We start from the raw sequence: 23,353 nt of genomic DNA, 5'->3' as shown, positions 1-23,353 counted from the left end.
TCCACATGCATCAGCAGCAGCTTTCCTCCCCGGCGGTCCGCACGGCGCCGCCTCCCCCGGTTCCATTACGCAGCAAGGTCGAGTTCGACGGCGAACTGATCAAGCGTCTCAGCAAGAACGGCCCGCGCTACACCTCCTATCCGACGGCCGACCGCTTCAGCGACGGCTTCGGCTACCGCGACTACCTGCACGCCGTGGCGGCCGTGCGCACGCGCGGCGCGGCGCGGCCGATGTCGCTCTACCTGCACATTCCGTTCTGCGACACGGTCTGCTACTACTGCGCCTGCAACAAGATCGTCACGAAGAACCGCGAGAAGGCGGCGACCTATCTCGGCTACCTGAAGCGCGAGATCGCGATGCAGGGCGCGCTGTTTGCCGGCATGAACGAGGTCGAGCAGCTGCACTTCGGCGGCGGCACGCCGACGTATCTCTCGGACGAGCAGATGGGCGAGCTGATGGCGCACCTGCGCCGCTGCTTTCGCTTCGCGCCGGACGAGGTGGGCGAGTATTCGATCGAGGTCGACCCGCGCACCGTGTCAAGCGAGCGCGTGCACAGCCTGCGGCGCCAGGGTTTCAACCGCATCAGCCTGGGCGTACAGGACTTCGATCCCGAGGTGCAGAAGGCCGTCAACCGCGTCCAGCCCGAAGCCGAGACGCGCGCCATCATCGCCGCCGCGCGCGACGCAGGCTTCCGCTCGGTGAGCATCGACCTGATCTACGGCCTGCCCAGGCAGAACCTGGAGACCATGGCCGCGACCATCGTCAAGGTCATCGACGCCAGCCCGGACCGCATCTCGCTCTACCACTACGCCCACCTGCCGCACGTCTTCAAGCCGCAGCGCCGCATCCTGGAAGCGGACATGCCATCGAGCGGCGAGAAGCTCGACATGCTGGCCCTGTGTATCGAGCGCCTGACCGAAGCCGGCTACGTTTATATCGGCATGGACCATTTCGCCAGGCCCGACGACGACCTCGCCATCGCCCAGCGCCAGGGCCGCCTGCACCGCAACTTCCAGGGCTACTCGACCCATGCCGACAGCGAGCTGGTGTCCTGCGGGGTGTCGGCCATCAGCGCCGTGGGCGCAACCTACAGCCAGAACGCGAAGACGCTGGACGCCTATTACGAGGCGCTCGACAACAACGAGTTGCCCGTCGTGCGCGGCGTCGCGCTCGGGATGGACGACCTGTTGCGCCGGACAATCATCCAGCAGTTGATGTGCCAGTTCGAGCTGTCGATTTCCGCCATCGAACAGGCCTTTCCGATCGCCTTCGACCATTACTTCGCGCCCGAACTGGCGGCGCTGCGCCATTACGAACGCGACGGACTGCTCACGATGGACGGCGAGTGGCTCACGGTGACCCTGCGCGGGCGCCTCCTGATTCGCAACCTGTGCATGGTATTCGACCGCTATCTCGCCGCGCCTGGTACGACGCCGCGCTATTCGCGTACCGTTTGACATGGATGTCTCCCTGTTCCCGGTGTTCGTCGTGGGCCTGCTGGGCAGCGTCCACTGTGCCGGCATGTGCGGCGGCATCGTCGGCGCGCTGTCGCTGGCGCCGCCGCGTGTGCGCCCTGGCGCGCCCGTGATCGCGCTGCATGCGGTCGATGCGAGACCGGCCGCGCGCACGCTTGCCTACAACGCGGGACGGATCGCCAGCTACGCCACCGCCGGCGCGCTGGCGGGAGGACTGGCCGGCGGCGCGGCGCGCTGGAGTGCATTGCCGCTGCTGCAGGAGGCCGCCTATGTCGCGGCCAACCTGATGCTGGTCGCACTCGGCCTGTACCTGATGGACCTCTGGCGCGGCGTGGCGCGCATCGAGGCCGGCGGCCGCCGTCTCTGGCAGCATGTGTTTCCGCTGCTGCGCCGCGTGGGACCGCCCGACACCGCCGGCCGCATGTTCGTGGCCGGCGCCCTGTGGGGCTGGCTGCCCTGCGCAATGGTCTACAGCGTGCTGGTGACCGCGATGCTGAGCGGCTCGGGCGGGCAAGGCGCAGCCGTGATGCTGGCCTTCGGTCTCGGCACGCTGCCGATGACGATGGCGCTCGGCCTGGCCGGCGCGCGCCTGCGCGGCTGGCTGCAGAAGAGCGCCGTGCGCCTCGCCTGCGGCGCCACCGTGCTCGGTTTCGGCCTGCTGGGCCTCGCGCGCGCGGCCGATGGACTGCCCGCCAGCTGGCTCTCGAGTTTGTGTGTGGCGCCATGAACGCGATCGCGCGCGAGCTGACCGGCTGCTTTCACTGCGGCCTGCCGCTATCCGACGGGCCGCGCTGGCAGGCGCGCATCGGCGGGGTCGAACAGGACATGTGCTGCCCCGGCTGCGCGGCCGCGGCCCAGGCCATCGTCGATGCCGGCTGCGCCGATTACTACGCGACCCGTGCGGACTTCGGCGCGCGCGTGGAGGACAGGGGCGCAGCGGAACTGGAGCTGTTCGACGAAGCCGGCAATACGGGCAAGGGCGGCTTCAGCGTGGAGGGCATCCGCTGCGCCGCCTGCGTCTGGCTGATCGAACGCCGCGTCGCGGCCTTGCCGGGCGTGCTGGACGCGACCCTGAACGTCAGTACGGCGCGCCTGCAGGTGCGCTGGGACCCGGCCGGGTGCCGGGTCAGCACCATCCTGCGCGCGCTGCGCGCGATCGGCTACACGGCCTATCCCTACGATGCGCGCCGCCACGGCGAGCACCTGGCGCGCGAGCGCCGCACCCTGTTCCGCCAGCTGTTCGTCGCCGGCCTGGCGATGATGCAGGTGATGATGTACGCCGTCCCCGTCTACATGGCCACCGATGGCACAATGGATGCCGACATGCGCGCCCTGATGGGCTGGGCCTCGTTTCTCCTGACGCTGCCCGCCGTGCTGTATTCGGCGCGGCCCTTCTTCGCGAATGCCTGGCGCGACCTGCGCCGCGGCTTGCCCGGGATGGACGTGCCGGTGGCGCTGGGCATCGGCGCCGCCTTCGCCGGCAGCACCGTGGCGCTGCTGCGCGGGGAAGGCGACCTCTGGTTCGATTCGGTCACGATGTTCATCTTCCTGCTGCTGGGCAGCCGCTATCTCGAGCTGGACGCACGCCGTCGCGCGGCCGCCGCGCTGGCCGCGCTGCAGGACGCCTTGCCGGCGTCGGCGCAGCGCCTGCTGGATTACCCGCAGGGCCGCGCCACCGAACTGGTCGCAGCAAGCCGCCTGTGCGCGGGCGACCTGGTGCTGGTCGCGCCCGGCGCGGCGGTGCCGGCCGACGGCGTCGTTGTGGAGGGCGCAACCGAGGCCGACCTGTCGCTCTTGAGCGGAGAGAGCGCAACACGGCGCATCGGGCCGGGCGACACGCTGCCCGGAGGTGCCGTCAACGTGGCCCAGGCCGTGGTGCTGCGGGTGACGGCGGCCGCGGGCGAGAGCACGCTGGCGATTCTCATGCGCCTGGTCGAACAGGCGGGGCAGGGCAAGCCGGCCGTGTCGCTGTGGGCCGACCGCGTCGCCGCCTGGTCGGTGGCGGCTCTGCTGCTGCTGGCTGCGCTCGTGTACGTCGGCTGGTCCTTCCTCGATCCGGTACGCGCATTGCCGGCGACGATCGCGGTGCTGGTCGTCACCTGCCCGTGCGCGCTGTCGCTGGCCACGCCGACCGCCCTGGCCGCGGCCACCAGCAGCTTGCTCAAACGCGGCGTGCTGGCCGTCAGCCCGCACACGCTCGAAACCCTGGAGCGTGCCACCCATGTCGTGTTCGACAAGACCGGTACGCTGACCCTGGGCCGGCCGCGCCTGCGCACGACGCGGGTGCTGGGGCGGCTGGATACGCAGGCCTGCCTGCGCATCGCCGCCGCGCTGGAAGCCGGCAATGCGCATCCGCTGGCCGAGGCGATCCGGGCGGCGGCGCCTACGGCCGTGGCGGCCGAGGGCATCGACTATGTGATGGGACAGGGGATCGCGGGCAGCGTCGACGGTGTGGCCTACCGCCTGGGCAGCGCCGCCTTCGTCGCGCCGCTGGCGGGGCGGGCGCCGGTGCTCGCTACGCCGCTTGATACGCCGCTTGATACCGGCACCGTCTGGCTCGGCCGCGCGGGCACCTGGCTGGCATGCTTCGACATTGCCGATGCCTTGCGTCCCGAAGCCTGCGAGCTGGTGCGCCGCTTCGAGCAGGCCGGCAAGACCGTGGTGCTGCTCAGCGGCGACGCTACGCCGGCGGTCGCTTCGCTGGCGCGCCGGGCGGGCATCGGACGCGCGGTCGGCGGCCAGCTGCCGCACGAGAAGCTGGCCTACGTGCGGCGCCTGCAAGAAGAAGGAGCAGTGGTGGCGATGGTGGGCGATGGCGTCAACGACGCCGCCGTGCTGCGCGGCGCCGACGTGTCGTTCGCGATGGGGAAGGGCGCGGCGCTGGCCCAGCTGCATGCGGACGGCGTGCTGCTGGGCGACAGCCTGGCCCCGCTGTTCGACGCCACCGACACGGCAAGGCGCATGCTGCGCGTGATCCGCCAGAACCTGGCCTGGGCCAGCGCCTACAACCTGCTGGCGATTCCGGCCGCGGCGAGCGGCCTGCTCAACCCCTGGTTGTCCAGCATCGGCATGGCCGCCAGTTCGGCCATCGTCGTGCTCAATGCACTCCGTTTAAGGAAGTGAAATGGAAGCCTTGTACCTGCTGATTCCCCTGAGCCTGGTGCTGGTGGCGCTCGCCGTCTGGGTGTTCTTCGGCGCGGCCGACAGCGGCCAGTTCGAGGACCTCGAAGGCCCCGCGCTGCGCATCTTGCGTGACGACGACAGCACGGGGTGAACCGGCATTACATGGTGGGTCCGCGTCCCGTACCTTCTTCCTTCTCGATGCGCTCCTGGCAGGGAACGCAGGTCCGCACGGTTGGCGTGGCCAGCAGGCGCTGCTCGGGAATCTCGCAGCCGCAGGATTCGCAGATGCCGTAGCCGCCGGATTCGAGGCGGCCGATGGCGGCGTCGATTTCGTGCAGCAGGGCGGTTTCGTGGTCGGCGAAGTGTTCTTCGTTGTGGGCGATCATTTCGGCGGCGGGTGCGTCGTCGTTCTGGCCGGTGTGGGCCATCGGCGAGATGCTCGGCGCTTCGTCGCCGGGGCTGTCGGTACGGGTGCGTACGGTCGCAAGAGCGGCTTCGCGCGCGTCCTGCAGTTTCTTGGCGACTTCGTCGTGAAGGGATTGCGAGATGGGCATGGCGGCGTCCTGTAAGGTAATGAGAACAGCCCATGCGGTGTCAGGACGGGCTGTCCGTTACAGCCCTTGATGGAGTCGAATGCGGTTTCCTTGAAACTCTGATCGAGGCTGGCGCAGCGGGGCGCCAACATCTCCCTCCATATCCAATGAAACTGAACATTTTGATTCACATCAAGGATTTTTAAGGTCCAGAAAACTACTCTCCCTGTGTCTTCGCAGCAAATCCACTCGGGAGAGTATCTTGAAAAGCAGTCTAAACTATAACTACAAGATCGTGCGCCAGTTTGCCATCGCCACGGTCGTCTGGGGCGTGATCGGCATGGCGGCCGGCGTCTTCATCGCCGCCCAGCTTGCCTGGCCGGCGCTCAATTTCGACATTCCCTGGCTGTCCTACGGACGCTTGCGTCCGCTTCACACGAACGCCGTCATCTTCGCCTTCGGCATCTGCGGCCTGTTCGCCACGTCCTACTACGTCGTCCAGCGAACCTGCCAGGTCCGCCTGTTCTCGGACCGGCTGGCCGCCTTTACTTTCTGGGGCTGGCAAGCCGTGCTGGTGGCGGCCGCCATCACGCTGCCGATGGGTTTTACGCGCGGGAAGGAATACGCGGAGCTCGAGTGGCCGATCGCCTTGCTGATCACCGTGGTCTGGGTCGCGTATGCCGTGGTCTTCTTCGGCACCATCGTCAAGCGCAAGGTGCAGCACATCTATGTGGCCAACTGGTTCTTCGGCGCCTACATCATCGCGGTGGCCGTGCTGCACATCGTGAACGGCGCGGTGGTGCCGGTGTCCGCCTTCAAGTCCTACTCGGTCTACGCCGGCGTGCAGGACGCGATGATCCAGTGGTGGTACGGCCATAACGCGGTCGGCTTCATCCTCACCGCCGGCTACCTCGGCATGGTCTATTACTTCATTCCGAAGCAGGCCGAGCGCCCCGTGTATTCCTACCGCCTGTCGATCGTCCACTTCTGGGCGCTGATCTTCACCTACATGTGGGCCGGCCCCCACCACCTGCACTACACGGCGCTGCCCGACTGGACCCAGTCGCTGGGCATGGTGTTTTCCCTGATCCTGCTGGCGCCGAGCTGGGGCGGCATGATCAACGGCGTCATGACCCTGTCGGGCGCCTGGCACAAGTTGCGCTCGGATCCGATCCTGAAGTTCCTGATCGTCTCGCTCTCGTTCTACGGCATGGCCACCTTCGAGGGGCCGATGATGTCGATTAAAACCATCAACTCGCTGTCGCACTACACCGACTGGACCGTCGCCCACGTCCACGCCGGCGCGCTGGGCTGGGTCGGCTTCATCACCATGGGTTCGATCTATTACCTGATCCCGCGCCTGGCCGGCAAGAAGGAGATGTGGAGCACCCAGCTGATCGAGACCCACTTTTGGGTGGCGACCATCGGCATCGTCCTCTACATCGCCTCGATGTGGATCGCCGGCGTGATGCAGGGCCTGATGTGGCGCGCGGTGAATGCCGACGGCACGCTCACCTATACCTTTGCCGAGAGCGTGAAGGCGACCTATCCCTACTACGTGATCCGGTTCACGGGCGGCTTCCTTTACCTGTCGGGGATGGCGATGATGGCCTTCAATACCTGGAAGACCCTGGCCGGCACCGTCAACGTCGACGCGCCGATCCCGCAGCCGCACAAGCCGCAGCACGCCCACGTGGAAGCCTGCGCCGTCGAATCCCACGTGCCAACGAATGCCTGAGAGCCAGCACACCATGAAAAACTTTACCCATGAATGGATCGAGAAGAACCCCTGGCTGCTGATCGGCCTGGTGATCCTCGTGATCTCCTTTGGCGGCCTGGTCGAGATCGTGCCGCTGTTCTTCCAGAAGTCGACCACCGAACCGGTCGCCGGCTTGAAGCCGTATTCTCCGCTGCGCCTGGCCGGCCGCGACGTCTACATCCGCGAAGGCTGCTACAACTGCCACTCGCAGATGATCCGCCCCTTCCGCGCCGAGACCGAGCGCTATGGCCACTATTCGGTGGCCGGGGAGTTCGTCTACGACCACCCCTTCCAGTGGGGCAGCAAGCGCACCGGTCCCGACCTGGCGCGCGTGGGCGGGCGCTACAGCGACGAATGGCACCGCACCCACCTCGACAACCCGCGCGACGTGGTGCCGGAATCGAACATGCCCGGCTATCCGTGGCTGGCCAGAACCAAGCTGAAGCCGGACGAGATCGTGCCCAAGATGCGCGCGATGCGGCTGCTGTCCGTGCCCTACACGGAAGACGAGATCAGGAATGCCCCGGCCGAACTGGCCGACAAGAGCGAACAGGACGCGCTGATCGCCTACCTGCAGGGCCTGGGCACGCAAATCAAGACGAGGAACTGACATGAACATCGAACGACTTTTCGACAGCGCGAGCAGCGTGATGACCGTGGTCTCCTTTGCCACTTTCGTCGGCATCCTGCTGTGGACCTTCCTGCTCAAGCGCAGCGCCGATTTCGACGCCGCCGCCAGCCTGCCTTTCGCCGACGCGGAGGCGGATGATGAGTGATTTCACGAGCGGCTTCTGGAACTGGTACATCGCCCTGATCACGGTGCTGTCGATTGCCGGCTGCGGCATCCTGCTGTGGGCGCAGTCGACCCACAAGGCGAAGATCGGGCCCGACGGCCAGCCGGAGAAGACGACCGGCCACGTCTGGGACGAGGACCTGACCGAACTGAATACGCCGATGCCGCGCTGGTGGATGGTGCTGTTCTATATGACGATCGTTTTCGCCGTGGGCTACCTGGTGCTGTATCCGGGCCTGGGCAGCTATGCCGGCAAGCTGGGATGGAACTCGGGCGGCGAGTACAAGGCCGAGTTGAAAAAGGCCGATGCCGACTTCGGCCCGCTGTTTGCGCGCTACGCCGGCCAGCCGATCGAGGCGGTGGCGGCCGACCCGCAGGCACGCGCCATCGGCGAGCGCATGTTCATGAACTACTGCGCCCAATGCCACGGCTCCGACGCGCGCGGCAACAAGGGCTTTCCTAACCTGACGGACGGAGACTGGCTGCACGGCGGCGACCCGGCCACGATCAAGAAGACCATCCTGGCGGGCCGCATCGGCCAGATGCCGCCGATGGGCGCGGCGCTCGGCTCGGACAAGGACGTCGAAGCCGTGGCCCATTACGTGCGCAATCTGTCGGGCCTGACGGCCGACCCGATCCAGGTCGCTTTCGGCAAACCGAAGTTCGCGGCCTGCGTGGCCTGCCATGGGGTGGAAGGCAAGGGCAACCAGATGCTGGGCGCGCCCAACCTGTCCGATAAAGTCTGGCTGTACGGCGGCAGCGCCGAGACGGTGATGGAGACGATCCGCAAGGGCCGTACCAACACCATGCCGGCCTTCGGCGAATTCCTGGGCGACGCCAAGGTGCACGTGCTGGCCGCCTATGTCTGGAGCCTGTCGAATCCGACGGTGGACAAGCGGGTGGCCGCAAAATGAACGCCCCCAAGGAAGCGGTCATCAAGATGTACGCCCCGCGCGAGGAGATCTACCCGCGCGAGGTGAAAGGCCGCTACGCGACGCTGCGCTGGGCCTGCGTCTGGCTGACCCAGTTGCTGTTCTACGGCCTGCCGTGGATCCAGTACAACGGGCGCCAGGCCGTGCTGTTCGACCTCGGCGCGCGCAAGTTCCACCTGTTCGGGCTGGTGCTCTGGCCGCAGGATTTCATTTACCTGGCGGGCCTGCTGATCGTCTGCGCCTACGGCCTGTTCCTGGTCACCACGGTGGCAGGGCGCATCTGGTGCGGCTATGCCTGCCCGCAGACCGTGTACACCGAACTCTTCCTGTGGATCGAGCGCCGTATCGAAGGCGCGCGCAGCGCCCGTATCCGGCTCGACCGCCAGCCCTGGAATGGGGAGAAGATCGGCAAGAAGACGGCCAAGCACGCGGCCTGGATGGCGCTGGCGCTGTGGACGGGCTTCAGCTTCGTCGGCTATTTCACGCCGATCGAGTCGCTGCTGGCCGGCGTGCGTCACCTGGACCTCGGTCCCTGGGAAGCCTTCTGGGTGCTGTTCTACGGCCTGGCCACCTATGGCAACGCCGGCTGGCTGCGCGAGCAGGTTTGCAAGTACATGTGCCCGTATGCCCGCTTCCAGAGCGCGATGTTCGACAAGGACACGCTGGTCGTGACCTACGACCGCGCTCGCGGCGAACCACGGCGCCCGGGTGCGCGCCAGGCAGGCGACAAGCTCGGCGACTGCATCGACTGCACCCTCTGCGTACAGGTCTGCCCGACCGGGATCGACATCCGGCGCGGCTTGCAGTACGAATGCATCGGCTGCGCCGCCTGCATCGACGCCTGCGACACGGTGATGGACAAGGTGGACAAGCCGAAAGGCCTGATCCGCTATGCCACCGAGAACGCGCTTGCACGTGGCTGGGACGCGGCGCAGGTAAAACGCCGTCTGCTGCGTCCGCGCGTGCTCGGCTATGCGGCCGTGCTGGCGCTGATGGTGGCCGGCATGAGTACTTCGCTGGCGCTGCGGGTGCCCTTGAAAGTGGACGTGATCCGCGACCGTGGCTCGATGGGACGCGAGGTCGAGGATGGCCGCATCGAGAACGTCTACCGGCTGCAGCTGATGAACACCAGCGAGGAGCCGCGCCTGCTGCGCATCGCGGTGGCGGGCCTGCCCGGTGCAGCCATCGTCGACGAGGAGGTGGTCGAAATCGGCGGCGTGGCCACGCGCGCGCTGCCGGTACGGGTGCGCGCGGAAGGCCCCGGCAAGGGCGGTTCGCACCGCATCGAATTCACGGTCACGGCACTGGACGACGCATCCGTCGCCGTGCGCGAGGAAGCGGCCTTCATTGTGCCGCATTGAAGAGAACAATATGCAGACAGCCATGCAGCAAGCACCCTGGTACCGCCATCGCTGGCCGTGGTTCATCATGCTCGGCCCGGTCGCCGTCATGCTCGCAACCCTGGTGACGGTCCTGCTGGCCGTGCGCCAGCCCGATGCCATGGTGGTCGACGACTATTACAAGCAGGGCAAGGCGATCAACCAGGACCTGCGGCGCGACCGCATGGCCAGCGCGCTGCGCCTGCAGTTCGATGCGCGCTACGAAGGCGGCCGCCTTGCAGGCCGTTTGTCGAGTTTCGCTCGGCCGATGGCCGCGCCGTTTCGTCTCCACCTGGCCCACCCGACCCAGCCGGCGAAGGACCTGGTGCTGGATGCCTTTCCCGACGGGCAGGGTGATTTTTCCGTGCGTATCCCGGACCTGGAGATGACCCACTGGCAGGTGGTGATCGAGGACGAGGGGCGGCAGTGGCGCCTGGCGCGCAGCTGGAGCCCGGCGCGCGACGCACGGCTTGCGATTGACGCCGATAAGGCGCCGTAAATACGCTTGATAACGAGCGGCCAGGGGAGGCTGTTCGGTACGGCTCATCCATGTTAGATTTGGCGCGGCACTTCGCCAGATGATAACGATTAGAGAGACCATGCCGATTTCCTCCCAGCGCCGCCTGCGCGCCGCCCTTGCCACCCTGTTCGTTCCCCTCGCGCTCGCAGCCGCCGTCGCGCCCGATGTCGCGATCGCCGCCCCGGCGCCAAAGGCGGCCGCCGTCAAGCCGAACGCCGCCTTCGACGCCTGGGCCGAGCGCTTCGCCAACGACTGGGTGCGCATGAACCCGCAGCTGGCCAGCAGCACCCAGTATTTCGGCGGAACCGAGCAGGCCGCGCTGGATCGCCAGCTGACGCCGCAGACCCCGGCCCGGCGCAAGCAGATGGTCGCGATGGCGAAGACCGGCGTGGCCCGCCTCGACAAGTTCCTGGCCGGCCCCCTGGACGAGACTCAGAGGATCTCGGCCCTGGTCATGCGCTGGTCGCTCTCGAACGTGATCGCCAACGAGCCTTTCGAAGACTACAACTTCGTGTTCTCGCAGTTCGGCGGCCCCCAGGTCGGCATGGTCAATTTCATGACCCAGACCCACCCGATGCGCAACGCGCAGGACGTCGATTCCTGGCTGGCGCGCCTGGAACAGGTGAGTACGCGCATGGACGAGGCGCTGGCGCGCGCTCGCAGCGCCAGCGAGCGCAAGCTCATTCCGCCGCGCTTCATCCTCGAGCGCGCCCAGTACCAGGTCGATACCTTCCTCAAGCCCGCGGCCGGCCAGAACGTGCTCGTGACCTCGCTCGAGAAGCGCAGCGCCGACCTGAAGGACCTGACGCCGGAAGCGCGGACGGCGGCGATCGCGCGCGCCACCCGCATCGTCGAGGACAAGATCCGCCCCGCCTACGTGCGCGTGCAGGGCTTCATGGCCGAACTGCATCCGAAGACGGACGACACGGCCGGCGTCTCTCGGTTGCAGAATGGCCGGGCCGCCTATGACCGCGCGATCGCCAACTTCACCAGCACCACCTTGACGGCCGACGAGATCCACGCGATCGGCCTGCGCGAAGTGGCGCGCCTCGAAGGCGAGATGGACAAGCACCTGCGCGCGCTCGGCTTCAACGAGGGCAGCATCGAGGCGCGCATGAAGGCGCTCGACGCGAGCTTCCAGCCGAAGGGCGAGGAAGACCCGCGCCCAGGCATCCTGGCGAAGTACAAGGAGATGGTGAAGGATGCGCAGGCGCGCAGCGAGTCGCTGTTCAACCTGAAGCCGCGCGCGCCGGTCGACGTGTTGCGCGAGCCGCCCCTGACCGAAGCCTCGGCCGCCGCCCACTACAGCCTGCCGGCGCCGGACGGCAGCCGTCCGGGCGTGTTCTGGGTGCCGATGCGCGGTCCGAAGTTCGACATGATCCGCATGCGCAGCCTGTCCTACCACGAGGCGGTGCCGGGCCACCACTTCCAGCTGGCGATCCAGCAGGAGCTGGCCGGCATCCCGAAATACCGCAGCCAGCGCATCTTCAGCGGCGGCAGCGCGCACAGCGAAGGCTGGGCGCTGTACACCGAGCGGTTGGCGGTGGAGCAGGGCTGGTATGAAGGCGACGTCCCGGGCCTGCTCGGCGCCCTCGGCTCGGAACTGTTCCGCGCACGGCGCCTGGTGGTCGATACCGGCCTGCACACCAAGGGCTGGACGCGCCAGCAGGCGGTCGACTACGGCATCAACGTCGAGGAAGTCGACCGCTACGTCGTCTGGCCGGGCCAGGCCACGGCCTACATGATCGGCATGCTGCGCATCGTCGAATTGCGCGAGAAGGCGAAGGCGGAACTGGGACCGAAGTTCTCGCTGCCGGCCTTCCATGACATGGTGCTGGGCGCCGGTTCGGTGCCGCTCGACGTTCTGGGCCAGTTGGTCGACGGCTGGATCGCCAAAGAAAAAGCGAAGGTTTGAAAGTCAGCAGCCCGTAGGGTGGGCACTCGTGCCCACGCGGTCGTACGGGGCATCTGCCCCGACGGGAACATCGATCCGCACCGGATCGGCTTCGGTCGCTTTCAGGGTAAGGTAAAGTACGAATCCGCGTGGGCACAAGTGCCCACCCTACGATGCTGCGTGAAATCTTCTTTGGAGTACACGTTATGGAAACCCAGCAACTCCACCGCGGCCGCCTGATCGACCACATCCAGCTGGTCGTCAAGGACCTGTCAGCCTCCAGAACCTTTTACACCGCGGTCTTCGACACGCTGAAAGTCCCCCTTGGCGGCGAAGGCGAGGACTACTTCTGGTACGACGAGCTGTTCGTCTCCACCGCTGACAGCCAGGCCGCGCAGGGAAAGCTGACCGGCCGCCACCACCTGGCCTTCCAGGCCGCCGACCGCGCCATGGTCGACGCCTTTTATCGGTCGGCACTGCAGGCCGGCGGCAAGGACAATGGCGCCCCCGGCGAGCGTCCCTACCACCCGGGCTACTACGCCGCCTTCGTGCTCGATCCCGACGGGAACAACATCGAAGCCGTGTTCCACGGCGCGGCTACACGCAGCGCGCCCTCGGTGCAGATTACTTTTTGAAAAAACGCCTCAGGACATCGGCGCGCACTGGTCGGTGCCGGCCGCGATCGCCTTCAGCTTGACCGGGTCGAGCAGCTTCACTTCGCGCTTGTCGACTTCGATCCAGCCCTGCTTCTTGAAGCGCGAGAGCAGGCGGCTGACGCTTTCGATGGTCAGGCCGAGGTAGTTGCCGATGTCCTCGCGCGACATGCGCAGGCCGAATTCGGTGCTGGAGTAGCCGCGCGCGGCGTAGCGGGCCGACAGGTTCACCAGGAAGACGGCGAAGCGCTGCTCGGCGCGCATATTGCCGAGTAGCAGCATGACGTTCTGCTCGCGCGTGATTTCCTGGCTCATGATCCTGTGGAAATGGCGCAACAGCGTCGGTACATGGCCGAACAGTTCTTCCAGGCGCGCGAACGGGATTTCGCAGACTTCGCTGTCTTCCAGCGCGACGGCGTCGCAGTGGTAGCGGTCGCCGCTGATCGCATCCATGCCCAGCAGTTCGCCGGCCATCTGGAAGCCCGTGATCTGCTGCTCGCCGGCCGCATTGATCTGATAGGTCTTGAAGTGGCCGTAGCGCACCGCGTACAGGCTGCGGAAAGGCTCGCCCATGGCATACAGGCGCTCGTCGCGGTTGATGCGGCGCCGGCTGCCGATGATCTGGTCGAGGCGGTTGATGTCGGCGTCGTCCAGGCCCATCGGCAGGCACAGCTGATGCATGCTGCAGGCGGCGCAGCTGGCCTTGATGGCGCCCAGGCTGACCGGTGCGCTGTTGGGGAAGTGGATGGCCTGGCTCATCGGTTCGAAGACATTGAATGGTGAAGCGGATTATAGACCGGTCAGCCGCGCGCTCCCAGCGTTCCGGACATTGTTATCCGCTTGGAATAGATTGATACAACAGTGCAAGAGCGCGCACGCATCCGCCTAGACGAAGCTCTGCTCTGGTCAATGCGGCAATCGTGCGCCCCCACGGCCGTGCTAGATTCCGGACACCGCATCCAGAGGAGAGCACATGTTCGGCCTGTCGGCATTGGACCTGGCACGCATCCAGTTCGCGTTCACGATGTCCTTCCACATCCTGTTCCCCGCGGTGACCATTGGTCTTGCCAGCTACCTGGCCGTGCTCGAGCTGTCCTGGCTGCGCACCAAGCGCCAGGTCTATGTCGACCTGTATCACTTCTGGCTCAAGATCTTCGCCGTCATGTTCGGCATGGGCGTGGTCTCGGGCATCGTGATGGCCTACCAGATCGGCACCAACTGGAGCTACATGTCCGAATTCGCCGGCTCCATCATGGGGCCGGTGCTGGCCTACGAGGTGCTGACCGCCTTCTTCCTGGAGGCCGGTTTCCTCGGCGTGATGCTGTTCGGCTGGACCCGGGTCGGCCCGGGCCTGCACTTCCTCGCCACCTGCATGGTGGCCGTCGGCACCCTGATTTCCGCCACCTGGATCCTCGCCGCCAACAGCTGGATGCAGACGCCGCAAGGCTATGCCATCGAGGGCAACCGCATGGTGCCCGCCGACTGGCTGGCGATCGTCTTCAATCCTTCCTTCCCATATCGCCTGATGCACATGGTGGTGGCGGCCTATCTCACCACCGCGCTGATCGTCGGCGCCACCGGCGCCTGGCAGCTATTACGCAAGAGGGACAATCCCGCCGTGCGCAAGATGCTGTCGATGGCGATGTGGATGATCCTGCTGGTGGCACCGATCCAGGCCGTGATCGGCGACTTCCATGGCCTGAACACGCTGGAACACCAGCCGGCCAAGCTGGCCGCGATGGAAGGGCATTGGCAGAACGAGCCGGGCGAGGCGGTGCCGCTGCTGCTGTTCGGGATACCCGACATGGAAGCCGAAAAGACGCGCTACGCGGTCGGCGTCCCGCACCTGGGCAGCCTCATCCTTACGCACTCCTGGAACGGGCAGTTCCGCGGCCTGAAGGAGTTCCCGCGCGAGGAAAGGCCCAATTCCCTCATCGTGTTCTGGAGCTTCCGGCTGATGGTGGGCCTGGGCCTCCTGATGATCGCCCTCGGCGCCTGGAGCCTGTTGCTGCGCAGGCGCGGACGGATCTTCACCACGCCGCTGTTCCTGCGCGCCGCGCTGTGGATGGGGCCGGCCGGCCTGGTTGCCATCCTGGCCGGCTGGGTTACCACCGAGGTCGGGCGCCAGCCCTGGGTGGTGTACGGCGTGCTGCGCACGGCGGATGCGGTCTCGCCGCACGGCGCCGGCTCGCTCGCGCTCACGCTCGGGCTGTTCGTGATCGCCTATTTCTTCGTGTTCGGCGCCGGCACGGTCTACGTGCTGCGCATGATGAAGAAGGGGCCGCAGGCTTTTGAATTGCACCGGGCCACCGCGGGCGGGCCGGGAGAAGGACGCACGCCGATGCGGCCGCTGTCGGCGGCGGACGTAGGCAACGACGACGATCCGGACGGCAGCGGCGACGACAATCCGGACATCGGCCGCGGCGCAGCGCTCGACAACGACGGCAAGGGAGCGTGAGATGGGCATCGACACCTCGGTCATCTGGGCCGTCATCATTTATTTTGCCGTCTTCATGTACGTGGTGCTGGACGGCTTCGACCTCGGCATCGGCATGTTGTTTCCGTTCGTTAAGGAAAAGCGCGACCGCGACACCATGATGAACACGGTCGCGCCGGTCTGGGACGGCAACGAGACCTGGCTGGTGCTGGGCGGCGAGGGGCTGCTGGCGGCCTTTCCGGTGGCGTATTCGATCATCTTGTCCGGACTCTACCTGCCGCTGATCTTCATGCTGATCGGCCTCGTGTTCCGGGGCGTGGCCTTCGAATTCCGCTTCAAGGCCAAGGACCACCGGCGCCACCTGTGGGACAAGGCCTTCATCGGCGGCTCGGTCGTCGCTTCCTTCTTCCAGGGCGTCTCGCTCGGCGCCTTCCTCGACGGGATCACGGTGTCCGGCCGCAGCTATGCCGGCGGTCCGCTCGACTGGATCGCGCCTTTCCCGCTGCTGGCCGGTATTGGCGTGATGATCGCCTATACCCTGCTCGGCAGCACCTGGCTGGTGATGAAGACGGAAGGTGAGTTGCACGATCGCATGATCCAGGTGGCCAAGCCCTTTGCCCTGGCGCTGCTGGGCGCCGTGGTCGTGGTCAGCATCTGGACCCCGCTGCGCGACGCGGCCGTGGCCGAGCGCTGGTTCAGCTTCCCGAACATCGTGTTCCTGATGCCGGTGCCGCTCCTGGTGCTGCTGGCCATCGTCGTCCTGCTCGGCTCGCTCAAGGGCAAGCCGCACCGCCTGCCTTTCGTCGCCGCGCTGGCGCTGGTCTTCCTCGGCTACACAGGCATGGCGATCAGCATCTGGCCGCACATTGTCCCGCCTTTCATCACGATCTGGGAAGCGGCCTCGCCCCCGAGCAGCCAGGGTTTTGCGCTGGTCGGCACGCTCTTCATCCTGCCCATCATCCTGATGTATACGGTCTGGTCGTACTGGGTGTTCCGGGGCAAGGTCAAGGCCGATGCGGGGTACCACTGATGCGGGGAGAACGGGTCTGGCTGCGGCGCCTGGGCTGGCTGCTCGTCCTCTGGGCGGGCGGGGTGGGGGCGCTCTGGCTGGTGGCGACGCTGATCCGTGGCCTCATGCATGCGGCCGGCATGCGGTAAAGACATATGCAAGAGCGTTCCAAACGTGCGCGCCTTCGACGGACGAGGGACTACACTTTCGATGAAGATTTATTAACGGAGCGCCAGTGTCTATGCAGTCAGCATCATCCAGCACTTCCCCCATGACGGCGCACGAAGTCGTCCGACCCGGCGCTGCGCTTGCCGCCGCTGCTGTTGCTGTCCCTGTTACATTGCCGCCCCCACCAGAAGACCAGGCCAGAAGCGATCTGTACGCCCTCGCGGCGCGCCTGCTGCTGGCGCCGCCGGACGCGGCCCTGCTCGCAGGCCTGGCCGCGGCCGACCCGATCCTGGCCGAGGGCGGCGACCATCAGCTGGCCGATGCCTGGGAAAAGCTGGTGCTGGCTTCCAGCGTGATGGACGCCGATGCCGTTGCCGAGGAATTCGACGGACTTTTCATCAGCAGCGGCACCCCGGCCCTGAACCCCTACGGCTCGCTCTACCTGTCCGGCTTCATGAACGACACACCGCTGGCCGAGCTGCGCGCGGATCTCGCCGCCTTCGGCATCGGGCGCGTGCGCGGCGTCGCCGAATCGGAAGACCACCTGGGCGCCCTGTGCGAGACGATGCGCGTCCTCATTGCGGGCGGCGGCGGCATCCCGCGCCAGCCCCTGAGCCGCCAGAAACGCTTTTTCGATTCGCGCATCGCCCCCTGGTACGCGCGCTGCCTGAAGGACATGCGCAGCGCCGAGGGCGCCAATTTCTACCGGCTGGTCGCGGCCTTCGTCGCGGCGCTGCTGGCTATCGAAGCCGAAGCCTTCGCGGTGGAGGAGGGCGTCGATGTTTAATCAAACGCGTAACGAGGGCAGTGTCATGGACGATCGAACCAAGTCAGCCGGGCCCAAGCCGGACCCGTCGCGCCGCAGCTTCCTGAAGGCGGCGCCGCTGGGCGCGCTGGCCGCGGTGGCCGGTGGCGCCGAAGCGAAACCGGAGCTGAAGCCCGTGGAGGCGGCCAAGCCCGAGGTAAAACGCGGCTACCACGAGACCGAGCACATTCGTACTTACTACAAAACCGCCGCCTACTGGTGAGCGACCCCGGAGACCAGCCATGTCTTTAGTTAAAAGTTCCAGCGACAAAGGCCTCAAGCGGCGCAAGTTCCTGGTCGGGGCCGGCGTCGCCGCCGGTGCGGGCGCGCTGGCGCGCCAGTTGCCGTTGAACGTGATCGAGCCGGCCCAGGCCCAGCAGGCCGCGGCCGAGCCCGTCAAGACCGAAATGAAGCGCACCGTCTGCAGCCACTGCTCGGTCGGCTGCTCGGTCAATGCCATCGTCCAGAACGGCGTCTGGGTGCGCCAGGAAGCGGCCTTCGATTCGCCGATCAACATGGGCGCGCACTGTGCCAAGGGCGCCTCGGTGCGCGAGCACGGCTTCGGCGAGCACCGCCTGCGCTACCCGATGAAGCTGGTCAACGGCAAGTACACCCGCATCTCCTGGGACCAGGCCATCAACGAGATCGGCGACAAGCTGCTGCAGCTGCGCCAGCAGTCCGGGCCGGACTCGCTCATGCTCATCGGCAGCTCGAAGCACAACAACGAGCAGGCCTATCTGCTGCGCAAGTTCATGTCCTTCTGGGGCTCGAACAACTGCGACCACCAGGCGCGCATCTGCCACTCGACCACCGTCGCCGGCGTGGCCCAGACCTTCGGCTACGGCGCGATGACGAACTCCTTCAACGACCTGCACTACAGCAAGGCCGTGATGTTCATCGGTTCGAATCCGGCCGAGGCCCACCCGATCTCGATGCTGCACTTCCTGCACGCCAAGGAGCTGGGCGCGAAGATGATCGTGGTCGACCCCCGCTTCACCCGCACGGCGCGCTTCGCCCACCACTACGTGCGCGTGCGTCCCGGCACCGACATCCCGCTGGTCTGGGGCATCCTCTGGCACATCTTCAACAACGGCTGGGAAGACAAGGAATACATCGCCGCCCGCACCTACGGCATGGACGACGTGCGCAAGGAAGTCGCGAAATGGACCCCGGATAAAGTCTCGGACATCACCGGCGTGCCGGAAGCTTCGGTGCGCATGGCGGCCGAGATGCTGGCCAAGAACCGTCCTTCGTCGGTGGTCTGGTGCATGGGCATCACCCAGCACCACGTCGGCACCGCCAACGTGCGTGCGCTGTCGATCCTGCAGCTGGCGCTGGGCAACATCGGCGTGCCGGGCGGCGGCGCCAACATCTACCGCGGCCACGACAACGTGCAGGGCGCCACCGACGTCGGCCCGAACGGCGACTCGCTGCCGGGCTACTATGGCCTGGCCGAAGGCTCGTGGAAGCACTTCGCGAATGTCTGGGGCGTCGACTACAACTGGATCCTGTCGCGCTTCGGTTCCAAGGAGCTGATGGAAAAGCCCGGCATCACCGTCTCGCGCTGGTTCGATGCCGTCAACGAGCAAAACCAGTACATCGACCAGCCGGCAAACCTGAAAGCCTGTATCTACTGGGGCCACGCGCCGAACAGCCAGACGCGCCTGCCCGACATGAAGGCGGCCATGCAGAAGCTCGACATGCTGGTCGTGATCGATCCGTATCCGAGCATGACGGCGGCAATGCACGGGCGTACCGACGGCGTCTACCTGCTGCCGGCGGCCTCGCAGTTCGAGACCCAGGGCTCCTGCACCGCGTCGAACCGTTCGATCCAGTGGCGCGAACGCGTGATTGCGCCGCTCTTCGAATGCAAGACCGACCACGAGATCATGTACCTGTTCGCCAAGAAGTTCGGCTTCCACAACGAACTGTGCAAGAACATCAAGGTTGTGCAGAACGAGCCCGTGATCGAGGACATCCTGCGCGAGATCAATCGCTCCTGCTGGACCATCGGCTACACGGGCTGCTCGCCGGAGCGCCTGAAGCTGCACATGGAGAACAAGCACACCTTCAACCCGACCACGCTGCGCGCCGAGTCCGGACCCTGCAAGGGCGACTACTACGGCTTGCCGTGGCCGTGCTGGGGCACGCCGGAGATGAAGCACCCGGGCACCCCCATCCTGTACGACCTCAACAAGCCAGTGGCCGAGGGCGGCCTGGCCTTCCGCGCCAACTGGGGCGTGGAGCACAATGGCCAGACCCTGCTGGCGGCGGACGGCTCGACCAACAAGAATTCGGAACTCGATACCGGCTACCCGGAATTCGACCACGTGTTCCTGAAAAAGCTGGGCTGGTGGTCCGAGCTTACGCCCCAGGAGCAGGCCCTGGCCGAGGGCAAGAACTGGAAGACCGACAATTCGGGCGGCATCATCCGCGTCGTCATTGCTCACGGCTGCTCGCCCTTCGGCAATGCGCGCGCCCGCTGCAACGTGTGGAACTTCCCGGACCCGATCCCGACCCACCGCGAGCCGCTGCTGTCGCCGCGCCGCGACCTGGTCGCCAAGTACCCGACCTACGACGACAAGGCCAATTTCCTGCGCCTGCCGACGCTCTACAAATCGGTGCAGGAAGTCGACTTCTCGAAGGACTTCCCGATGATCATGACCTCGGGCCGCCTGGTCGAGTACGAGGGCGGGGGCGAGGAAACCCGTTCCAACCCCTGGCTGGCCGAGCTGCAGCAGAACATGTTCGTCGAAGTCAATCCGAAGGACGCGGTCCAGATCGGCGCCAAGTTGGGCGACTACGTCTGGGTCGAGACCCCGACCGGCGCGCGCCTGAAGATGATGGCGATGGTCACCGAGCGGGTCCCGGTCGGCATGGTGTGGGCGCCGTTCCACTTCGGCGGCTGGTGGATGGGCGAGGATCTCGAGCGCCACTATCCCGAGGACGGTGCGCCGACGGTGCGCGGGGAGGCAATCAACACCGGTTGGACCTATGGCTACGATGCCGTCACGATGATGCAGGAAACCAAGGTATCGCTCTGCCGCGTCGTGCGCGCCTGAGTGACAGCTTAGGTACGGAAACAGGAGAACAGCATGTCCGCCAGGATGAAATTTATTTGCGATACCGAGCGCTGCATCGACTGCAACGGTTGCGTTACCGCCTGCAAGAACGAACACGAGACGCCCTGGGGCGTGAACCGGCGCCGCGTCGTCACCATCAACGACGGCGCGCCCGGCGAACGCTCGGTGTCGATCGCCTGCATGCATTGCACCGACGCGCCTTGCCTGGCCGTGTGCCCGACCAACTGCATCTACCACACCGAGGACGGCATCGTCCTGCACAGCAAGGACCAGTGCATCGGCTGCGGCTACTGCCACTTCGCCTGTCCCTTCGGCGCACCGCAGTTCCCGGAGACGGGCCTGTTCGCGCACCGCGGCAAGATGGACAAGTGCACCTTCTGCGCCGGCGGCCCGGAGCCGGACACCTCGGAAGCCGAATTCAAGAAATACGGCCGCAACCGCATCGCCGAAGGCAAGCTGCCGGCCTGCGCCGAAATGTGCGGCACCAAGGCGCTGCTGGGCGGCGAAGCGAACCTGATCGCAGACATCTACCGCCAGCGCGTGGAAACCCGCGGCTACGGGCCGGAACTGTGGGGCTGGAAGATCGCCTACGGCCCGAACAAGCGCGGCGGCCCGCGCAAGGCTCTCGGCAACCTGCCGCGCGTGAACCAGAAGCCTGGGGACACCCAGAACGATCCGGGGAGCCTGCCGACATGAAAAAACTTCCTCTCATTGCGCTGCTGCCGCTGGTGCTGGTCCTGTCGGGCTGCCTCGAGGTCGAACAGCATCCGGCCTGGATCGACGGCAAGTACGCGGGCAAGAAGGATCCGCGCCACTACCAGACCCTGTTCCATAACGACAAGCTCTCCTGGTCCGCTGCGATCATCAATCGCAATAACCAGCAGAACGAGTACAACCGCGCCAATCCCTAGGAGACCGCCATGCGAGCTCATTTCACTGCCTTGCGCGCGGTCCTTGCGCTGATATGCGCGCTGTTGTCCTTTTCGCTGATGGCGCCCAGCTGGGCCGGCGTGCCGAACAAGGACGCGAAACCGGCCTATGCCGAGGAACAGACCATGCTGCAGGTCGAAGGCGACTCGAGCGTGCGCGAGCCGGGCCTGGACAATGCCGCCTCCGGCCGCGTGCACGTCGACCGCCACTATTTGGGCCAGTACGGCAGCACCGAAGCGAACGTCATCGTCCAGCGCGGCGGCAACACCTGGCGCCTGCTGCGTAATGGCCCGATCGCGCTGATCACCGGCACCATCCTGCTGGTCGTGCCCTTCCTGATCTTCGTGTTCTGGCGCGCCTTCCGCCCGGCGGCGCTCGAACCGTCGCCCACCGGCCGGCGCATCAATCGCTTCACCAGCTGGGAGCGCCACGTGCACTGGGCCACGGCCTATACCTTCATCGCGCTTGCCGTCACCGGCATCATCATCATGTTCGGCAAGAAGATCCTGCTGCCCTGGATGGGGCATACCCTGTTCTCCTGGATCGCGATCATCAGCAAGTACGTGCACAACGTGGTCGGCCCGCTGTTCATTCTGTGCTCGATCCTGATGTTCTTCACCTTCCTGCGCCGGAACTTCTTCAACCGTATCGACTGGCAGTGGGTCAAGAAGGGCGGGGGCCTGGTGACGCAGGAGCACGTGCCGGCCGGCTTCTTCAATGCCGGCGAAAAGACCTGGTTCTGGTTCGGTGTCGTGCTGCTGGGCCTGGTGATGTCGATCACCGGCCTGATCCTCGACTTCGTCACCTTCGGCCAGACCCGCTACGTGCTGCAGGTGGCGAACTACCTGCACATCGCCGGCGCCACGCTGTACATGGTCGGCGCGATGGGCCACATCTATCTCGGCACGCTCGGTTCGCCGGGCGCCTACCAGGCCATGCGCGAAGGCAGCGTGGACGAGAACTGGGCCAGGACGCACCATGCGTTGTGGTACGAGGAAGTCAAGTCAGGGGCCGTCCCAGGCAGCACGAACCCGCGTCCGGGAGCGGCGCCGCCGAGCGCACCACGCCCGGGCCCAGCACACTGAGGTCATCGATGAAAGCATCTTTACTTACGCTCGGCCTGGTTGCCGCCTGTACGGCACTGTCCGGCTGTGACCGCGGCCACACGAATCCGAAGGACGGCGTCATCCAGACCAAGTTCCCGGGCCAGGTCACGGCCGGCGGCATGACCAGTGGCCAGATCATGGCGCGCAGCGCCAAGCCCGAAACCAATGCGGCCTATGCCGGCGGCACGCCGGGGATTGCCGGCGGTGCGGGCGGCACCACCGGCGGCGCGGCCCTGGGCGGCACCGTCACCGAGACCGGCCAGGGACCCTCGCAGGGCGCGACGCCGCCCGCCAGCGCCGCCCAGCCGGGCAACAAGCCATCCGGCGACAACGGCGGACCGCCCGCGACGGCGCCGGCTGCCGGCACCACGCCGGTGGGCGCAGGCAGCGCCACCAACCAGGACAGCAAGCCGGCCGCTGCGCCGGGGACGCTGACGGGGGACAAATGATGCGGATCCGATTCATGAGAACCGTGCTGGCTGCGGCCGCCTGCGCTGCTGCCGGGACCTTGGTCAGCGGCGCCTGGGCCGCCTTGCCGGCGCCGACGCCGGCCCAGCAGCAGGCCGCGGCGGCCAAGAAGGCGGCCGCCGACGCGGATGCTGCCAAGGCCAAGGAACTGCTGGCCGCCTCGATGGATGCGGTCAGCGCGCGCTGGCGTTCGCGCGCGGCGAGCCAGGGTTGGAAGACGAATCCGCCGGTCGCGATCGCGGCCGCGCCGGCCCCTGGCGCAGCGCCCGGCACCGCCGCGGCCGGC

Annotated in this window: 24 protein-coding genes and 1 pseudogene; 23 read left to right on the top strand and 2 right to left on the bottom strand. The window is 66.5% G+C overall.

Annotated elements, in window-relative coordinates:
• Positions 1-5 precede the first annotated feature (5 nt).
• Genes hemN through ccoS form a run of 4 tightly spaced genes read left to right on the top strand, consistent with a single transcriptional unit; the run spans position 6 to position 4,749 of the window.
• Positions 6-1,457: an oxygen-independent coproporphyrinogen III oxidase gene (gene hemN, locus C2862_RS24350; RefSeq protein WP_136223545.1), complete on the top strand. Its 1,452-nt coding sequence runs from the start codon at positions 6-8 to the stop codon at positions 1,455-1,457.
• 1 nt (position 1,458) lies between these two features.
• A complete protein-coding gene (locus tag C2862_RS24345) occupies positions 1,459-2,202 on the top strand; it encodes a sulfite exporter TauE/SafE family protein (RefSeq protein ID WP_136223543.1) in 744 nt (247 codons plus the stop codon).
• Positions 2,199-4,598, top strand: a complete 2,400-nt coding sequence (locus C2862_RS24340; protein ID WP_136223541.1) for a heavy metal translocating P-type ATPase — start codon at positions 2,199-2,201, stop codon at positions 4,596-4,598. Before C2862_RS24345 ends, C2862_RS24340 begins: the two co-directional genes overlap by 4 nt.
• A 1-nt stretch (position 4,599) precedes the next feature.
• Positions 4,600-4,749 carry a cbb3-type cytochrome oxidase assembly protein CcoS gene (gene ccoS, locus C2862_RS24335; protein WP_136223539.1) on the top strand — a complete coding sequence of 50 codons (150 nt, stop codon included), beginning with the start codon at positions 4,600-4,602 and terminating at the stop codon, positions 4,747-4,749.
• Between the two features lie 7 nt (positions 4,750-4,756).
• On the opposite strand, the gene C2862_RS24330 is transcribed toward ccoS, so the two are convergent.
• The gene (locus C2862_RS24330) at positions 4,757-5,152 is read right to left on the bottom strand and encodes a TraR/DksA family transcriptional regulator (protein WP_136223537.1); all 396 of its coding nucleotides are present in this window, start codon (positions 5,150-5,152) and stop codon (positions 4,757-4,759) included.
• 241 nt (positions 5,153-5,393) lie between these two features.
• Here C2862_RS24330 and ccoN point away from each other — a divergent pair, with 241 nt between their 5' ends.
• From ccoN to C2862_RS24290, 8 genes are all read left to right on the top strand, one after another.
• Complete coding sequence (ccoN, locus tag C2862_RS24325; protein WP_229467589.1) at positions 5,394-6,869, top strand: cytochrome-c oxidase, cbb3-type subunit I; 1,476 nt, start codon at positions 5,394-5,396, stop codon at positions 6,867-6,869.
• A gap of 13 nt (positions 6,870-6,882) precedes the next feature.
• Positions 6,883-7,500 (top strand): cytochrome-c oxidase, cbb3-type subunit II, encoded by a 618-nt coding sequence (gene ccoO / locus C2862_RS24320; protein WP_229467588.1) that lies wholly within the window; start codon positions 6,883-6,885, stop codon positions 7,498-7,500.
• Position 7,501: 1 nt separating this feature from the next.
• The gene (locus tag C2862_RS24315; protein ID WP_136223533.1) at positions 7,502-7,666 is read left to right on the top strand and encodes a CcoQ/FixQ family Cbb3-type cytochrome c oxidase assembly chaperone; all 165 of its coding nucleotides are present in this window, start codon (positions 7,502-7,504) and stop codon (positions 7,664-7,666) included.
• Positions 7,659-8,597: a cytochrome-c oxidase, cbb3-type subunit III gene (ccoP, locus tag C2862_RS24310; RefSeq protein WP_136223531.1), complete on the top strand. Its 939-nt coding sequence runs from the start codon at positions 7,659-7,661 to the stop codon at positions 8,595-8,597. Before C2862_RS24315 ends, ccoP begins: the two co-directional genes overlap by 8 nt.
• The gene (gene ccoG / locus C2862_RS24305; RefSeq protein WP_136223529.1) at positions 8,594-9,976 is read left to right on the top strand and encodes a cytochrome c oxidase accessory protein CcoG; all 1,383 of its coding nucleotides are present in this window, start codon (positions 8,594-8,596) and stop codon (positions 9,974-9,976) included. Before ccoP ends, ccoG begins: the two co-directional genes overlap by 4 nt.
• Positions 9,977-9,998: 22 nt before the next feature.
• Positions 9,999-10,493, top strand: coding sequence for a FixH family protein (locus C2862_RS24300; protein ID WP_229467587.1), 495 nt, complete (start codon positions 9,999-10,001; stop codon positions 10,491-10,493).
• A 100-nt stretch (positions 10,494-10,593) separates the two neighbouring features.
• Positions 10,594-12,429 (top strand): DUF885 family protein, encoded by a 1,836-nt coding sequence (locus tag C2862_RS24295; protein ID WP_136223525.1) that lies wholly within the window; start codon positions 10,594-10,596, stop codon positions 12,427-12,429.
• Positions 12,430-12,614: 185 nt separating this feature from the next.
• Entirely contained in the window at positions 12,615-13,043 is a 429-nt protein-coding gene (locus C2862_RS24290) for a VOC family protein (RefSeq protein WP_136223523.1), read from the top strand.
• Between the two features lie 9 nt (positions 13,044-13,052).
• On the opposite strand, the gene fnr is transcribed toward C2862_RS24290, so the two are convergent.
• On the bottom strand, positions 13,053-13,820 hold the full coding sequence (fnr, locus tag C2862_RS24285; RefSeq protein ID WP_136223522.1) for a fumarate/nitrate reduction transcriptional regulator Fnr: 768 nt from the start codon (positions 13,818-13,820) through the stop codon (positions 13,053-13,055).
• A 214-nt stretch (positions 13,821-14,034) separates the two neighbouring features.
• On the opposite strand from fnr, the gene C2862_RS24280 reads away from it, so the two are divergent.
• The 11 genes and pseudogenes from C2862_RS24280 to C2862_RS24230 form a co-directional block, all read left to right on the top strand.
• The gene (locus C2862_RS24280; protein WP_136223520.1) at positions 14,035-15,519 is read left to right on the top strand and encodes a cytochrome ubiquinol oxidase subunit I; all 1,485 of its coding nucleotides are present in this window, start codon (positions 14,035-14,037) and stop codon (positions 15,517-15,519) included.
• A 1-nt stretch (position 15,520) separates the two neighbouring features.
• On the top strand, positions 15,521-16,528 hold the full coding sequence (cydB, locus tag C2862_RS24275; protein WP_136223518.1) for a cytochrome d ubiquinol oxidase subunit II: 1,008 nt from the start codon (positions 15,521-15,523) through the stop codon (positions 16,526-16,528).
• A complete protein-coding gene (locus C2862_RS24270) occupies positions 16,528-16,656 on the top strand; it encodes a DUF2474 domain-containing protein (RefSeq protein WP_136223516.1) in 129 nt (42 codons plus the stop codon). Before cydB ends, C2862_RS24270 begins: the two co-directional genes overlap by 1 nt.
• A 122-nt stretch (positions 16,657-16,778) precedes the next feature.
• Positions 16,779-17,462: a molecular chaperone gene (locus C2862_RS24265; protein ID WP_229467586.1), complete on the top strand. Its 684-nt coding sequence runs from the start codon at positions 16,779-16,781 to the stop codon at positions 17,460-17,462.
• A gap of 25 nt (positions 17,463-17,487) precedes the next feature.
• The gene (locus tag C2862_RS24260) at positions 17,488-17,703 is read left to right on the top strand and encodes a twin-arginine translocation signal domain-containing protein (RefSeq protein ID WP_136223513.1); all 216 of its coding nucleotides are present in this window, start codon (positions 17,488-17,490) and stop codon (positions 17,701-17,703) included.
• 19 nt (positions 17,704-17,722) lie between these two features.
• Positions 17,723-20,542, top strand: coding sequence for a formate dehydrogenase subunit alpha (locus tag C2862_RS24255; protein ID WP_136223511.1), 2,820 nt, complete (start codon positions 17,723-17,725; stop codon positions 20,540-20,542).
• Positions 20,543-20,575: 33 nt separating this feature from the next.
• Entirely contained in the window at positions 20,576-21,259 is a 684-nt protein-coding gene (gene fdh3B / locus C2862_RS24250) for a formate dehydrogenase FDH3 subunit beta (RefSeq protein ID WP_136223509.1), read from the top strand.
• On the top strand, positions 21,256-21,474 hold the full coding sequence (locus C2862_RS24245; protein ID WP_136223507.1) for a hypothetical protein: 219 nt from the start codon (positions 21,256-21,258) through the stop codon (positions 21,472-21,474). The genes fdh3B and C2862_RS24245 overlap by 4 nt, the downstream gene beginning before the upstream one ends.
• Positions 21,475-21,483: 9 nt before the next feature.
• Entirely contained in the window at positions 21,484-22,578 is a 1,095-nt protein-coding gene (locus C2862_RS24240) for a formate dehydrogenase subunit gamma (RefSeq protein WP_136223505.1), read from the top strand.
• Positions 22,579-22,586: 8 nt separating this feature from the next.
• On the top strand, positions 22,587-23,048 hold the full coding sequence (locus C2862_RS24235) for a hypothetical protein (protein WP_210736123.1): 462 nt from the start codon (positions 22,587-22,589) through the stop codon (positions 23,046-23,048).
• 14 nt (positions 23,049-23,062) lie between these two features.
• Positions 23,063-23,353 (top strand): annotated as a pseudogene (locus tag C2862_RS24230) (hypothetical protein); the annotation flags it as partial.

Source organism: Massilia sp. Mn16-1_5 (assembly GCF_004798585.1).
Lineage (GTDB): Bacteria > Pseudomonadota > Gammaproteobacteria > Burkholderiales > Burkholderiaceae_D > Telluria.
This window is presented reverse-complemented; position numbering and strand designations above follow the sequence as displayed.